The sequence below is a fragment of the Variovorax restrictus genome, from assembly GCF_051216715.1.
GTDB lineage: Bacteria > Pseudomonadota > Gammaproteobacteria > Burkholderiales > Burkholderiaceae_C > Variovorax.
This window is the reverse complement of record NZ_JBPJZH010000002.1, coordinates 182,770-196,009: the sequence shown is the minus strand read 5'-3', so window position 1 is coordinate 196,009 and position 13,240 is coordinate 182,770. Positions and strand designations below refer to the sequence as shown.

14 protein-coding genes and 1 tRNA gene are annotated in these 13,240 nt (G+C 66.2%); 4 read left to right on the top strand and 11 right to left on the bottom strand.

The annotated features are described in order from the left end of the window. Window positions 1-7: 7 nt before the first annotated feature. Complete coding sequence (locus ACSFA0_RS15485; protein ID WP_435451163.1) at window positions 8-1,450, top strand: NAD(P)/FAD-dependent oxidoreductase; 1,443 nt, start codon at window positions 8-10, stop codon at window positions 1,448-1,450. A 51-nt stretch (window positions 1,451-1,501) separates the two neighbouring features. Then, entirely contained in the window at window positions 1,502-2,341 is an 840-nt protein-coding gene (gene phnX, locus ACSFA0_RS15480; protein ID WP_435451162.1) for a phosphonoacetaldehyde hydrolase, read from the top strand. A gap of 106 nt (window positions 2,342-2,447) precedes the next feature. Here the strand turns inward: phnX and ACSFA0_RS15475 are convergent. The 6 genes from ACSFA0_RS15475 to petA all read right to left on the bottom strand — a co-directional run bounded on the left by ACSFA0_RS15475 (window position 2,448) and on the right by petA (window position 6,672). After that, window positions 2,448-2,523: transfer RNA gene (locus ACSFA0_RS15475), tRNA-Thr, on the bottom strand. Window positions 2,524-2,573: 50 nt separating this feature from the next. Further along, entirely contained in the window at window positions 2,574-3,128 is a 555-nt protein-coding gene (locus ACSFA0_RS15470; RefSeq protein WP_435451161.1) for a ClpXP protease specificity-enhancing factor, read from the bottom strand. 28 nt (window positions 3,129-3,156) lie between these two features. Next, window positions 3,157-3,768 carry a glutathione S-transferase N-terminal domain-containing protein gene (locus ACSFA0_RS15465; RefSeq protein ID WP_262075014.1) on the bottom strand — a complete coding sequence of 204 codons (612 nt, stop codon included), beginning with the start codon at window positions 3,766-3,768 and terminating at the stop codon, window positions 3,157-3,159. A 103-nt stretch (window positions 3,769-3,871) separates the two neighbouring features. Continuing rightward, window positions 3,872-4,627, bottom strand: a complete 756-nt coding sequence (locus ACSFA0_RS15460) for a cytochrome c1 (protein WP_435451160.1) — start codon at window positions 4,625-4,627, stop codon at window positions 3,872-3,874. Between the two features lie 16 nt (window positions 4,628-4,643). Next, the gene (locus ACSFA0_RS15455; protein WP_435451159.1) at window positions 4,644-6,044 is read right to left on the bottom strand and encodes a cytochrome b; all 1,401 of its coding nucleotides are present in this window, start codon (window positions 6,042-6,044) and stop codon (window positions 4,644-4,646) included. Between the two features lie 13 nt (window positions 6,045-6,057). Next, window positions 6,058-6,672 (bottom strand): ubiquinol-cytochrome c reductase iron-sulfur subunit, encoded by a 615-nt coding sequence (petA, locus tag ACSFA0_RS15450; protein ID WP_435451158.1) that lies wholly within the window; start codon window positions 6,670-6,672, stop codon window positions 6,058-6,060. A gap of 168 nt (window positions 6,673-6,840) precedes the next feature. Here petA and mscL point away from each other — a divergent pair, with 168 nt between their 5' ends. Continuing rightward, window positions 6,841-7,269: a large conductance mechanosensitive channel protein MscL gene (gene mscL / locus ACSFA0_RS15445; protein WP_435451157.1), complete on the top strand. Its 429-nt coding sequence runs from the start codon at window positions 6,841-6,843 to the stop codon at window positions 7,267-7,269. On the opposite strand, the gene pdxA is transcribed toward mscL, so the two are convergent. From pdxA to ACSFA0_RS15430, 3 genes are read right to left on the bottom strand one after another with little or no spacing between them, the layout of a single operon-like run. Next, window positions 7,256-8,326 (bottom strand): 4-hydroxythreonine-4-phosphate dehydrogenase PdxA, encoded by a 1,071-nt coding sequence (gene pdxA, locus ACSFA0_RS15440; protein ID WP_435451156.1) that lies wholly within the window; start codon window positions 8,324-8,326, stop codon window positions 7,256-7,258. The genes mscL and pdxA overlap by 14 nt on opposite strands. Before the next feature lie 59 nt (window positions 8,327-8,385). Then, the gene (locus ACSFA0_RS15435; protein ID WP_435451155.1) at window positions 8,386-9,162 is read right to left on the bottom strand and encodes a Nif3-like dinuclear metal center hexameric protein; all 777 of its coding nucleotides are present in this window, start codon (window positions 9,160-9,162) and stop codon (window positions 8,386-8,388) included. Window positions 9,163-9,172: 10 nt separating this feature from the next. Beyond that, on the bottom strand, window positions 9,173-10,504 hold the full coding sequence (locus ACSFA0_RS15430) for an MFS transporter (RefSeq protein ID WP_435451154.1): 1,332 nt from the start codon (window positions 10,502-10,504) through the stop codon (window positions 9,173-9,175). Between the two features lie 206 nt (window positions 10,505-10,710). On the opposite strand from ACSFA0_RS15430, the gene ACSFA0_RS15425 reads away from it, so the two are divergent. Beyond that, window positions 10,711-11,874 (top strand): S1C family serine protease, encoded by a 1,164-nt coding sequence (locus ACSFA0_RS15425; protein WP_435451153.1) that lies wholly within the window; start codon window positions 10,711-10,713, stop codon window positions 11,872-11,874. 43 nt (window positions 11,875-11,917) lie between these two features. On the opposite strand, the gene tatC is transcribed toward ACSFA0_RS15425, so the two are convergent. Then, window positions 11,918-12,718, bottom strand: a complete 801-nt coding sequence (tatC, locus tag ACSFA0_RS15420; RefSeq protein ID WP_435451152.1) for a twin-arginine translocase subunit TatC — start codon at window positions 12,716-12,718, stop codon at window positions 11,918-11,920. A 60-nt stretch (window positions 12,719-12,778) separates the two neighbouring features. Continuing rightward, complete coding sequence (tatB, locus tag ACSFA0_RS15415; protein WP_435451151.1) at window positions 12,779-13,240, bottom strand: Sec-independent protein translocase protein TatB; 462 nt, start codon at window positions 13,238-13,240, stop codon at window positions 12,779-12,781.

The window sequence follows — 13,240 nt, the reverse complement described above, 5'->3', positions numbered from 1 at the left end:
CCGCCTCATGACGATGACTGCTCCCGCGTCGTTCACCGCCGTTCCTACTGCCGCGGCCCGCAAGCCCTACGACCCGCGCTACGACCCGCTGGTCGCGCCCGACCCCGGCGCGGGCCGGGCCTATGCGCCGACGTGGTGGGTCGCCAGCGCGGGCACGCCGCCCGACGACGACGGCCCGGTCATGCACGACATCGACGTCGACGTGGCGATCATCGGCTCGGGCGCGACCGGCATGTCGACGGCGCTCTACCTCGCCCAGGAGCACGGCATCCAGGCGACGGTGCTCGAGGCCAACCAGGCGGCCTGGGGCTGTTCCAGCCGCAGCGGTGGCCAGGGCCAGAACGCCAGCGGCCGGTTGAAGCGCTCGCAATGGATCGCGCGCTGGGGCATCGACACGGCCAAGCGGCTCGACGCCGAGATTCGTCGCGGCTTCGAGAACTTCAAGGACCTCACCACGCAGATCGATTGCGACGCCTACGACGGTGGCCATTTGCACCTGGCCCACCGCGCCGAGAAAATGGCCGGCCTGGCCGCCGAAGCCACGCTGATGCGCGAGACCTTCGGCTATGCCACCCGCATGATGAGCGCCGAAGAGGTGCGGCGCGACTACTGCGACGAGCGCGAGGCGGTTGGTGGCATGTTCGAAGCCGAGGGCGTCGGCATCCATCCGCTCAAGTTCACCTTCGGCCTGCTGCGCAAGGCGCGCGCGCTGGGCGTCAAGGTGCACACTTCAAGCCCTGTGCAGGGATGGGAGACGATCGACGGCGTGCACCACCTGCGCACGCCCGGCGGCATCGTCCGGGCCAGACGGGTCGCCGTGTGCACCGGCGGCTACACCGGCCAGGCCCTGAACCCGCTGCTGAAGAACCGGATCATGCCCATCCTGTCGAACTCGGTGGTCACGCGGCCACTGACCGATGCGGAATTGGCCGCCACCAACTTCAAGTCGCTCACCTTCCTGACCGACACGCGCACGCTGCGCTTCTACTACCGCCTGCTCAAGGGCAACCGGCTGCAGCTGGGCAGCCGCAGTTCGGTCAGCGGGGCCGACGCGGAAGACCCGGTGCACCTGAAGCTGCTCACCGACGCCATCGCACGCAAGTTTCCGCCGCTGGCCGGCATCCCGATCGACTACTCGTGGTGGGGCTGGGTCGACATGAGCCACGACATGATGCCGCGCATGGTCCAGCCTGATGCCCACAAGACCGTCTGGTATGCCGTGGGCTATGGGGGCAACGGTGTGTCCTTCTCGACCTGGGCCGGCAAGCGGCTCGCCGAGCGCCTGGTCGGCAAGGACAGCGGACGCGATGTCTTCGAGCTGCCGATCTACCGGTCGCCGCTGCCGTTCCCGAACGTGCTGGGCATGGTCGAGTCGCCCATGTTCGCCCCGTTCCGCCGAATGGGGCAGCGCGTTCTCTACAAGTGGTACTGGCTGCGCGATGAGAAGTAGCACGACCGTCGACGATCAAGCCCTCCCTCTCCTTGCGCCTTTGGCACCGACATGAACGCACCCACACACCCAGCCGCGCTGCCCCCGAACAAGATCCACGCGGTGATCTTCGACTGGGCCGGCACCCTGGTGGATTTCGGCTCGTTGGCACCGACGCAAATTTTCGTCGAGGCCTTCGCCACCTTCGGCATCGACATCAGCCTGGCGCAGGCACGCGGGCCGATGGGCCTGTCCAAACGCGACCACATTCGCACCCTGCTCGACGAGCCTGCGATCAGCACCCAGTGGCAGCAGCGCTTCGGCGCACTGCCTGGCGCGCCAGATGTCGATGCGTTGTACGAGCGCTTCATGCCCTTGCAAGTCCAGAAGGTCGGCGACTACTCGCAGCCCATCCCCGGCGCGGTGGAGACGCTCGCGTGGCTCCGGGCGCAAGGCGTCAAGATCGGCTCCTGCTCAGGCTATCCGAGGCAGGTGCTGGACGTGTTGCTGCCTTTGGCCGCGGCGCTCGGCGTCGCGCCCGATCACGTGGTGGCTGGTGACGAGTTGCCCGCCGGTGGACGCCCCGGCCCCTACATGGCATTGGCCAACGTGCTCGCGCTTCGGATTCCCGACGTGCGCGCTTGCGTGAAGGTCGACGACACAGCGCCGGGCATCGAGGAAGGGCGCAACGCAGGCATGTGGTGCGTCGGGATCAGTCTCTCAGGCAACGAGGTGGGCTTGACGCAGCAGGAACTCGGCCGACTCTCATCGACGGAGATCGATGAGCGACGTCAGATCGCGGCGGGTCGACTTCGAGCGGCGGGTGCTCATCTGGTGATCGACAGCATCGCGGAGCTGCCAGAAGCGTTGCATCAGATCGCCGAGATGGCTCGTCAGCCGTTGCCGGCTTGAGCGGAATCGCCATGGCCTGAGCTTTGGCCAGACGTTGGGCACGTTGGGCCGTGTGGTTCAACCTGCTTCAAGACGATCGCAGGCGGCCTTCTGCCACTGAGGAAAATGGTGCCGCTTGTCGGAATCGAACTGACGACCTACCGCTTACAAGGCGGTTGCTCTACCAACTGAGCTAAAGCGGCGTGGGGGTGGATTCTATCCAACGAGGGTCCGGCGATCCGGTGCCCGAAGCCTACTTGATGCGCTTGAGGGACGGTTTGGCGCCGCCCCCTGCGGGCGGACGTGGCGGCGAAGCGCCGTCGCCGTCCGTGCCGTCGTCGCCGACGACCTCATGGTCGTCAACGGTCACGAGATGGACGACCTTGCCGGCCTCGTTCTCACCGTCGCGGGACGCATCACGCAACGGCGCGCGTGATGCGGCCGACGGTGCGGGCACCGCGCCATCGACGGGTGCGGCGCTGGGCACCGGCGCAGGAAAAGCCATGCCCTGCCCATTCTCTCGCGCGTAGATGGCGATCACGCGCCCGATCGGCACGACGATCTCACGCGCGCTCCCGGCGAAGCGCGCTTTGAACTCGATGAACTCGTTGCCGAGCTTGAGCGAACTGGTGGCATCGAAGCTGACGTTCAGCACGATCTCGCCATTCTTCACGTACTCGCGCGGCACCTGGACGGTGTCGTCCACTTGCACCGCGACGTAGGGCGTGAAGCCGTTGTCGGTACACCATTCGTACATCGCCCGAATCAGATACGGGCGTGTCGAGGACGATTCGAGGGCGTTGAGCATGAAGAGCGGGGCAAGCGTGGGATGGCGCTTACTTGCGCATCACCTTCTCGGAGGGGGTCAGCGCTTCGATGTAAGCCGGGCGCGAGAAGATGCGCTCGGCGTACTTCAGCAGCGGTGCGGCGTTCTTGCTGAGGTCGATGCCGTAGTAGTCCAGGCGCCAGAGCAGCGGCGCGATGGCCACGTCGAGCATCGAGAAGTTGTCGCCCAGCATGTACTTGTTCTTGAGGAACACCGGTGCGAGCTGCGTCAGGCGGTCGCGGATGTGCGCACGCGCCTTTTCCAGCGCCTTTTCGTTGCCCTTGGCAGTGCGGTTCTCGAGCGTGGCGACATGCACGAAGAGTTCCTTCTCGAAGTTGAGCAAGAACAGGCGCACACGGGCACGGTCGACCGGGTCGCCGGGCATCAGTTGCGGATGCGGAAAGCGCTCGTCGATGTACTCGTTGATGATGTTCGACTCGTACAGGATCAGGTCGCGCTCGACCAGGATCGGGACCTGGCCGTACGGGTTCATCACGCTGATGTCTTCGGGCTTGTTGTACAGGTCGACGTCGCGGATCTCGAAGTCCATGCCCTTCTCGAACAGGACGAAGCGGCAGCGGTGGGAAAAGGGGCAGGTCGTACCTGAATACAGAACCATCATGGCGGGAGACTCCTAAAAATCAAAAAGAGTGGGCTGCGTTGGCAACCCACTCCGCAAGACCGACGACACCCCGGTCGGGGCCCGTCGGTCGGCATGTGAACGACTACTTGACGTCTTTCCAGTACGCCGCGTTCAGTCGCCAAACGAAGACCAGCGCCACCAGCAGAAACAACAGCACCCAGACACCCACGCGCACACGCGTGTTCTGCGCCGGCTCGGCCATCCACTGCAGGTAGTTGACCAGGTCACCGACGGCCTGGTCGTACTGCAGGGGCGTCATGGTACCGGGGCGGACCTGCTCCCAGCCCTTGAACACATCCACCTCATGGCCATGCTGCTCGACCTTGGTGTAGACCGGGCGACGGTCGCCCTGCAGTTCCCACAGCGCGTGCGGCATGCCGACGCTCGGGAAGACCAGATTGTTCCAGCCGGTCGCCTTGGTGTCGTCGCGGTAGTAGGTGCGCAGGTAGGTATAGAGGTAGTCGGCACCCGTGCCACCGTGGCCGGCGCGCGAGCGCGCCACCAGGGTCAGATCGGGCGGATTCGCGCCGAACCATTCCTTGGCCTGGCGCGGATCGAGGTTGGCCTTCATCACGTCACCGACCCGGTCGGTCGTGAACAGCAGGTTGTCCTTGATCTGCTGCTCGGAGATGCCGATGTCCTGCAGGCGGTTGTAGCGCATGAAGGCGGCCGAGTGGCAGCCCAGGCAGTAGTTGACGAACAGCTTCGCGCCGTTTTGCAGCGACGCGAGGTCGTTGGTGCGATTCGGCGCCTTGTCCCAGGCGATGCCGCCTTCCGCGGCATGGGCGCCAGTGACGATACCGAGGGCGGCGATCAGCGTGAGGATCAGTTTCTTCATGGTTCTTCTCTCCAGCTCAGTGCGCGGTGAAGGTCACACGCTCGGGCACCGGCTTGAATTCACCGAGGCGGCTCCACCACGGCATCAGCAGGAAGAAACCGAAATAAAAGAGCGTCCCCACCTGCGACACGCGTTCGCCCAGCGGCGACGGCGGCTGCACACCCAGGTAGCCCAGGATCAGGAAGTTGATGACGAACACGCCGTAGAGGTACTTGTTCCACGTCGGGCGATAGCGGATCGACCGCACCGGGCTGTGGTCCAGCCACGGCAGGAAGAACAGGATGATCACGGCGCCACCCATCACGACCACGCCCCAGAACTTGGCGTCGATCGACAGCATCAGCACGGCGACGGCGACGGCGGCGACGACGATCGCGCCCTTGACCAGTGTCGCGACCCGCGCCTTCCACACACCGAAGACCGCAGCGGCCACGACGCAGGCGATGAGCGCATACATCATCTCGCTGGTGATGGCGCGCAGCATCGAATAGAAGGGCGTGAAGTACCACACCGGCGCGATGTGGTTCGGCGTCTTCAGCGAATCGGCCGGGATGAAGTTGTTGTACTCAAGGAAGTACCCGCCCATCTCCGGGGCGAAGAAGATGATCGCCGAGAAGATCGTCAGGAAGATCACGACGCCGAAGATGTCGTGCACCGAGTAGTACGGGTGCGACGGGATGCCGTCGAGCGGATGGCCGTCCGGGCCGCGATGGGCCTTGATCTCGATGCCGTCGGGGTTGTTCGATCCAACCTCGTGCAGGGCGATCAGGTGGGCGACCACCAGGCCGAGGAGCACCAGCGGCACGGCGATCACGTGGAAGCTGAAAAAGCGGTTGAGCGTGGCATCGCTCACCACGTAGTCGCCGCGGATCAGCAGTGCGAGGTCGGGGCCGACGAAGGGAATGGCCGCGAACAGGTTCACGATCACCTGCGCGCCCCAATAGCTCATCTGCCCCCAGGGCAGCAGGTACCCCATGAAGGCTTCGGCCATCAGGCACAGGAAGATCGCGCAGCCGAAGATCCAGATCAGCTCGCGCGGCTTGCGGTAGCTGCCGTAGATCAGGCCGCGGAACATGTGCAGGTACACCACCACGAAGAACGCCGAGGCGCCGGTGGAGTGCATGTAGCGGATGAGCCAGCCCCAGGGCACGTCGCGCATGATGTACTCGACCGAGGCGAAGGCGAGGTTCGCGTCGGGCTTGTAGTGCATCACCAGGAAGATGCCCGTCACGATCTGGATGACCAGCACCAGCATCGCGAGCGAGCCGAAGATGTACCACCAGTTGAAGTTCTTGGGCGCGTAGTACTTGCCCCACTGATCGTTCCACAGCTTGGTCAGCGGGAACCGGTTGTCGACCCAGTTGAGCGCCCGTTCGGCGACCGGGGCGTTGGGGGAGATGTCCTTGAATTCAGCCATGTCGTCTCTTCCCTCAGGCCTTCTTGTCTTCGCCGATGAGCAGGCGGGTGTCCGACAGGTACATGTGTGGCGGCACCGGCAGGTTGTCGGGTGCGGGCTTGTTCTTGAAGACGCGGCCGGCCAGGTCGAAGGTCGAGCCGTGGCACGGGCAGAGGAAGCCGCCTTCCCAGTTGTCGGGCAGCGAGGGCTGCGGCCCGGCCTGGAGCCTGTCGATCGGCGAGCAGCCGAGATGGGTGCAGATGCCGACGACCACCAGCACTTCCGGCTTGATCGAACGGGCTTCGTTGCGAGCGTACTCGGGGGTGAATTCGGCGGGGTTGCGCTCGGACTTCGGGTCCGCCAGCTGCGCATCGAGCTTGGGCAGCTCTGCGACCTGCTGCGGCGAGCGCTTGAGAATCCATACCGGCTTGCCGCGCCATTCGACGGTGAGCTTCTCGCCGACCTGCATGGCACCGATGTCCACTTCGATCGGCGCACCGGCGGCCTTGGCGCGCTCGGACGGCTGGAACGTGCTCACGAACGGGATCGCCGTTGCCACACCCCCTACTGCACCGGCACAGCCGGAGGCGATCAACCACGTCCGCTTGCTCTTGTCTAACCGGGGGGCGCCGACGGGGGTGTCACTCATGGGGGTCCTCAATCTTGTCGCTGGGGTGGGGGGCAGCCCGCGATTGTAGCGGAGCGTCACAGACGGATTCAACGCGCATGGCCGCGCGATGCATGGCATGGCACGCTGTGTGCATACCCTTCCATGCCTTCTATACTCGCCAGCCTTCACACCCGCGAGGAGCTTCCGATGAGCGTCATGAAAGAGTTCCGCGAATTCGCGGTCAAGGGCAATGTGGTCGACCTCGCGGTCGGCGTGATCATCGGTGCGGCTTTCGGCAAGATCGTCGATTCGCTGGTCGCCGACCTCATCATGCCGATCGTCGGTCTGGTCTTCGGCAAGCTCGACTTCTCCAACCTCTATGTCGTGCTGGGCACCGTGCCGGCCGGCGTGGCGAACAACCTGGCCGACCTGAAGAAGGCCGGCGTGGCCGTGCTGGCGTACGGGAACTTCATCACCGTCGCGGTCAACTTCATCATCCTGGCCTTCATCATCTTCATGATGGTCAAGCAGGTGAACAAGCTGCGCAAGAAGGAAGAAGCCGCGCCCGCCGTGGCCGCACCGCCGGAAGACATCGCGCTGCTGCGCGAAATCCGCGACAGCCTCAAGCGCCCCTGAATGCACCCGGCGCGAGCGATCGCGCCGTACGGATCGCCTCGATCAGGCTCGATGCGTCGGCGCGCCCGGTGCCGGCGATGTCGAAGGCCGTGCCATGGTCCGGGCTGGTGCGTACCAGCGGCAACCCGAGCGTGACGTTCACGCCCTTCTCCACACCCAGATACTTGACCGGGATCAAACCCTGGTCGTGGTACATCGCGATCACCACGTCGAATTCGCCCGGCTTCGTCGGCGTCGTACGCGCCCGCATGAACACCGTGTCGGGCGCATAGGGGCCATGCGCGTCGATGCCCTCGGCCCGCGCAGCGGCGATCGCCGGCGCGATGATGGTCTGCTCTTCCGAACCGAACAACCCGCCCTCCCCCGCATGCGGGTTCAGCCCGGCCACACCGATGCGCGGCGCTCGGCCGAGGGCGGCACTCAGCGCGTGATGTGCGATACAAATCGTCGCCAACACGCCGTCGAAATGCACTGCCTCGATCGCGTCGCGCAGCGACATGTGGATGCTCACGAGCACGGTGCGCATCTCGTCGTTGGCCAGCATCATCCGCACGGGCACCTCGGCGATCGGGCGATGGCGATGCGCCGCAGCCTCGGCCTGCAACAGTTCCGTGTGACCGGGATAAGTGAAGCCCGCTGCGGCCAGCGATTCCTTGTGCAGCGGCGCGGTGACGATGGCCGACACCTGCCCGGCGAGCGCCGCGCGCGCGGCCCACACCACGCAGTCGCCGGCCGCCTTGCCGGCCGCGGCACCGACCTGCCCCGTCACCACGCCCTGCGGCGGCGCAATAGCCTGGAGCACGGGCAGGCAGTTCGGGGGCAGGCGCAGAACCTCGTCAGGATGTTCGATCGACGCGATCGGCATCGACACGCCCGCCGGATCGCTCAGCAAGCGCTGTGCAGCGCGCAACGTGGCCACGTCACCGACGACGAAGCAGCCGCGCGTCAGTGCGCGCGCATCACGGAAGGCCTTCACGATGATTTCGGGGCCGATGCCGGCCGGGTCGCCCATCGTGACCGCGATGGGCAGGCCGCGTGTGTCTGGCGGCGTGTTCATTGGATGACCTCCGCCCTGCGGGCTGCGGTGCTGAGCGCCTTCGGGCGGCCGGGCGGCACTCATGCGGGGTTGTCGATGTCGATGAACTCGTGCACCAGCCCGAGCTGCGCCGCGACATGCGCCGCCACCGCCGGCGCGCCGTAGCGCTCGGTGGCATGGTGACCGCACGCGAGAAAGGCCACGCCCAGTTCGCGTGCGTAGTGCGCCTGCGGCTCGGACAGCTCGCCCGTGATGAAGGCATCGGCGCCCGCCGCGATGGCGGCCTCGAAGTGGCCCTGGGCGCCGCCGGTGCACCAAGCCACCGTTCGGATCGGCTTTCGCGCGCCCTCGACGAGCGTGACGTGGCGGCCCAGCACGCCTTCAACATGCGCGGCCAGCGCGGCCGCGTCGGCGAACACGTCGCCATCATCGACGCGGCCACCGATGAAGCCCAGACCCTGTTCGCCGAAACGGCCTGCGCCGCCGTTGTGCGCGACCAGGCCGAGCTGCAGCCCGAGCTGCGCGTTGTTGCCGAGCTCCGGATGCGCGTCGAGCGGCAGGTGGTAGGCGAAGAGGTTCACGTCGTCTCCGAGCAGCAGGCCCAGGCGCTGCCGCATCCAGCCGGTGACCCGGCCGTCCTGGCCACGCCAGAAGAGCCCGTGGTGAACGAAGATCGCATCGGCTTCGGCGTGGATCGCGGCCTCGATCAGCGCGCGGCTGGCGGTCACGCCGGAGACGATCTTGCGCACCGTGGTGCGGCCTTCGACCTGCAGCCCGTTCGGCCCGTAGTCCTTGAAGCGCTCGGGCGCCAGCAGCAGGTCGAACGCGTGGAGAAGTTCGTGGCGGGTGGTCGTCATCCCGCCATTGTTACGCCTTCGGCGTCGCCCGCATGGGGTAACCGCGCGTGGCCATCGGCAGCAATGACAGCACCAGGCCGAGCACCGCCAGCGCGGCCACGTAATGCGCAGGGGCCATCGGGTCCTTCTGCAGCCACAGCGTGAGAATCACCGGCGTGAGGCCGCCGAAGATCGCATACGACATGTTGTAGGCAAAGGACAGGCCCGAGAAGCGGACCGGCGCCGGGAAGGCGCGCACGCTGGCGATCGGCACCGTGGCGATCGTGCCGACGAAGAAGCCGACCAGCCCGTAGTGCCAGACCAGCGACGTCGGCGTGCCGGGCAGGCTCGTGTAGAAAAGGTACGACGTGGCCAGCAGCCCGCCCCAGCCGATCAGCATCACGGCGCGGGTGCCGATGCGGTCCGTCGCCCAGCCGACCACGATGCAGCCGATGGTCAGTGTCAGCGTCGCCAGCGCATTCGCCTGCAGCGCGAGCGCGGCCGGCACGTGGTGCACCTTCTGCAGGTAGGTCGGCGTGTACAGCACCACCACCACGATGGCGGCCGACAGCACCCAGGTCAGCAGGCCAACGAAGGCGATGGCGCCGCGGTGTTCGCGCAGGATGGTCTTGACCGGCAGTTCGCGCGCGACATTGCGGCGGTCGGCCAGCTCCTGGAAGACCGGGGTCTCGTGAAGAAAGCGACGCAGGTACACCGACACCAGGCCGAACACACCGCCCAGAATGAACGGGATGCGCCAGGCGAAGTCGTGAACTTCGGCCGGTGCGTAGTGCGTGTTGATGGCCACGGCCACCAGCGAACCCAGCAGGATGCCGCCCGTGATGCCCGCAGTGAGCGTGCCCACCGCGAAGCCGTAGCGCTTGGCCGGTACGTGCTCGGCCACGAAGACCCAGGCGCCGGGCATTTCGCCGCCGATGGCCGCGCCCTGCAGCACCCGCATGGCCAGCAGCAGCAGCGGTGCCGCCACGCCGATGCTGGCGTAGGTCGGCAGCAGGCCGATCACCAGCGTGGGCGCGGCCATCAGGAAAATCGACAGCGTGAACATGCGCTTGCGGCCGAGGATGTCGCCGAAGTGCGCAATGACGATGCCGCCGAGCGGCCGCGCCAGATAGCCTGCGGCAAAGATGCCGAAGGTCTGCAGCTGGCGCAGCCAGTCAGGCATGTCGGCCGGGAAGAACAACGCCCCCAGCACCGTCGCGAAGAACACGTAGATGACGAAGTCGTAGAACTCGAGCGTGCCGCCGAGGGCGGAGAGGGAGAGCGTCTTGTAGTCGCGCGCGTTCAGCGTGCGGCCGGGCGCGCCAGCGGACGCGTCATGTTCGGCAAGGGTGGAGGCAGTCATGGGCAGGCGGGAAGGGAAGCGGGCGGCACGGCATCGCGGCAGCGCAAGGGCGGCGATCTTAAGGGTTTTCCCTAGACACAGCCGTTGCCCCTCTGGTCCCAAGCGGTCCCGGCCTTCGCTGACGAAGCGATGAAGGCCTTTGATGGACAATGACCGCCCCCGGCGCCACGCTGCAGTGCGCGCTTCCCCATCTCTCCGACCTCTCCATGAAACGCACCTGGCTGCTGTTTGCCCAAGCCGTGACCGTCCTGCTGGCGGCCTACTTCGTCGTCGCCACGCTCCAGCCCGAATGGCTGAACCGGCGCACCTCGCTCGGCGGTCTTGTTCCGGTGATCGAAGCACCGGGCAGCGCCACGCCGGCCTCGGCAGCGCCGGGCAGTCTCAGCAGCGCGGCCAAGAAGGCGGCGCCCGCCGTGGTGAGCATCAATACCAGCAAGGCCGCGCAGCGCCATCCGCGCAGCAACGACCCGTGGTTCCGCTTCTTCTTCGGCGACCAGGGCGCCGACCAGCCGCAGGTCGGACTGGGCAGCGGCGTGATCGTCAGCACTGAGGGCTACATCCTCACCAACAACCACGTGGTCGCCGGCGCCGACGAGATCGAGGTGACGCTCAACGACGGCCGCCATGCACACGGCAAGGTGATCGGCACCGACCCGGACACCGACCTCGCGGTGTTGAAGATCGAACTCGACAAGCTGCCGGTCATCGTGCTGGGCAACTCCGACACGCTGGAAGTGGGCGACCAGGTTCTGGCCATCGGCAACCCCTTCGGCGTGGGCCAGACCGTCACCAGCGGCATCGTCTCGGCGCTGGGCCGCAACCAGCTCGGCATCAACACCTTCGAGAACTTCATCCAGACCGACGCGGCGATCAACCCTGGCAACTCGGGCGGCGCGCTGGTCGACATCAACGGCAACCTGGGCGGGATCAACACCGCGATCTACTCCCGCTCGGGCGGCAGCATGGGCATCGGCTTCGCGATCCCCGTCTCGATCGCCAAGCAAGTGCTGGGCGACATCGTGAAGGAAGGCAAGGTCACCCGCGGCTGGATCGGCGTGGAGCCGAACAACCTGTCGCCCGAACTCGCCGAGACCTTCGGCGTGAAGGCCAATGCCGGCGTGATCATCACTGGTGTGCTGCAGAACGGCCCCGCCTCGCAGGCCGGCATCCGCCCGGGCGACGTGATCACTAGCGTCGACGACAAGAAGGTCGACAACGTGCAGGAACTGCTGACGGCCGTGGCCGGACTGAAGCCCGGCAGCGAATCGCGCTTCGCGCTGCAACGTGGGACCGACAAGATGGAGCTGAACGTGGTGCCGGGGCTGCGGCCGAAGACGCCGGTGCGTCGCACCCCGAACGATCCCGAGTGATGGCAGGCGGCACCACGCGGCGCCACAAACGGCTCAGGCTCGATCAGGACTGCGGCGAATCGGCGCCCTCTTCCGCCGGCGCGGCGCTGTGCTTCACGAAATAGCGCGCGGCGATGATGCCGACCTCGTAGAGCAGGCACATCGGGATGGCTAGCGCCAGCTGCGACACCACGTCGGGCGGCGTGAGCACCGCGGCCACCACGAAGGACAGCACGATGAAATAGCCACGGAAGCTGCGCAGCTTCTCGATGGTGACCATTTCGAAACGCACCAGCAGCATCACGACGATCGGCACCTGGAAGGCACAACCGAAGGCGATGTAGAGCGACAGGATCGCCTCCACATAGGAGGAGATGTCGGGTGTGGCGTTCACGCTCGGTGGCGTGAATTTCTGGATGAAGCCGAACATCTTGTCGAGCACGAAGAACTGCACGAAGCCGATGCCGGTGTAGGCCAGCAGGCTGCCGAACAGAATCAGCGGCAGCGCGAACTTCTTCTCGTGGCTATAAAGCCCCGGCGCGACGAACATCCAGATCTGGTACATGAGCCAAGGCAGCGCCAGCAGCACGGCCGTCATGCCGAGCACCTTGAGCGGTACGAAAAAGGGCGAGAACACGCCCACTGCGATGAGCTTGGCGCCTTCGGGCATGTGGGCGCGGATCGGTACCGCGATCAGGTCGATGAGCCCCGCCGGGCCGGGCCAGAAGGCCAGCAGCGCGGCCGCCACGGCCAGACCGTAAACGCAGTAGAGCAGCCGGTCGCGCAGCTCCACGAGATGCGCGACGAAAGGCTGCTCGGTGCCGGCCAGCTCGTCTTCTTTGTTCTTGTCGGTGGAATCGGCCATGGGAGACGCTGCGGGCAGGAAATCGGAGACGCACTGCGCGCGGCCGGGTTCGGCGCGCGGCTAGTTGATCTTGTGGGGGCGAAAGCGCGCGACACGCGCCGCGCCGGAAAGCGCCTTGGTACGCACGCCGTTGCGCGACTTGTACCACTGCGGCGTGGCGCCCTGCTTCAGGCGCCAGTTCTTGCGGGGATGTTTGTATTCGGGAAACGACGGTGCATCGGGCTCGGCCAGGGCCGACAGCGTCTGCCCGCTCTCGGAGAACTGCTTTTCGAAGTCGCTCGCGCCCGTGTGGATGCTCTGCTCGACATCGCGGGCAGCGTCCTGCACCGTGTCCTTCATCTTGCGCAGCTCGTCGAGGTCCATCGAGCGATTGACTTCGGACTTCACGTCATTGACGTAGCGCTGCGCCTTGCCCAGGAGCATGCCCACCGTGCGCGCGACGCGCGGCAGCTTCTCCGGGCCGATGACGATCAGCGCCACCGCGCCGATCATCGCGAGCTTCGAAATGCCGAGATCGATCAC

Coding starts and splice junctions, on each gene's coding strand:
- ACSFA0_RS15425 (WP_435451153.1), top strand. CDS start 10,711: ATGAAACGCACCTGGCTGCTGTTTGCCCAAGCCGTGACCGTCCTGCTG.
- tatC (WP_435451152.1), bottom strand. CDS start 12,718: ATGGCCGATTCCACCGACAAGAACAAAGAAGACGAGCTGGCCGGCACC.
- mscL (WP_435451157.1), top strand. CDS start 6,841: ATGAGCGTCATGAAAGAGTTCCGCGAATTCGCGGTCAAGGGCAATGTG.
- ACSFA0_RS15470 (WP_435451161.1), bottom strand. CDS start 3,128: ATGCTCAACGCCCTCGAATCGTCCTCGACACGCCCGTATCTGATTCGG.
- pdxA (WP_435451156.1), bottom strand. CDS start 8,326: ATGAACACGCCGCCAGACACACGCGGCCTGCCCATCGCGGTCACGATG.
- ACSFA0_RS15435 (WP_435451155.1), bottom strand. CDS start 9,162: ATGACGACCACCCGCCACGAACTTCTCCACGCGTTCGACCTGCTGCTG.
- ACSFA0_RS15430 (WP_435451154.1), bottom strand. CDS start 10,504: ATGACTGCCTCCACCCTTGCCGAACATGACGCGTCCGCTGGCGCGCCC.
- ACSFA0_RS15465 (WP_262075014.1), bottom strand. CDS start 3,768: ATGATGGTTCTGTATTCAGGTACGACCTGCCCCTTTTCCCACCGCTGC.
- ACSFA0_RS15455 (WP_435451159.1), bottom strand. CDS start 6,044: ATGGCTGAATTCAAGGACATCTCCCCCAACGCCCCGGTCGCCGAACGG.
- petA (WP_435451158.1), bottom strand. CDS start 6,672: ATGAGTGACACCCCCGTCGGCGCCCCCCGGTTAGACAAGAGCAAGCGG.
- ACSFA0_RS15485 (WP_435451163.1), top strand. CDS start 8: ATGACGATGACTGCTCCCGCGTCGTTCACCGCCGTTCCTACTGCCGCG.
- ACSFA0_RS15460 (WP_435451160.1), bottom strand. CDS start 4,627: ATGAAGAAACTGATCCTCACGCTGATCGCCGCCCTCGGTATCGTCACT.
- phnX (WP_435451162.1), top strand. CDS start 1,502: ATGAACGCACCCACACACCCAGCCGCGCTGCCCCCGAACAAGATCCAC.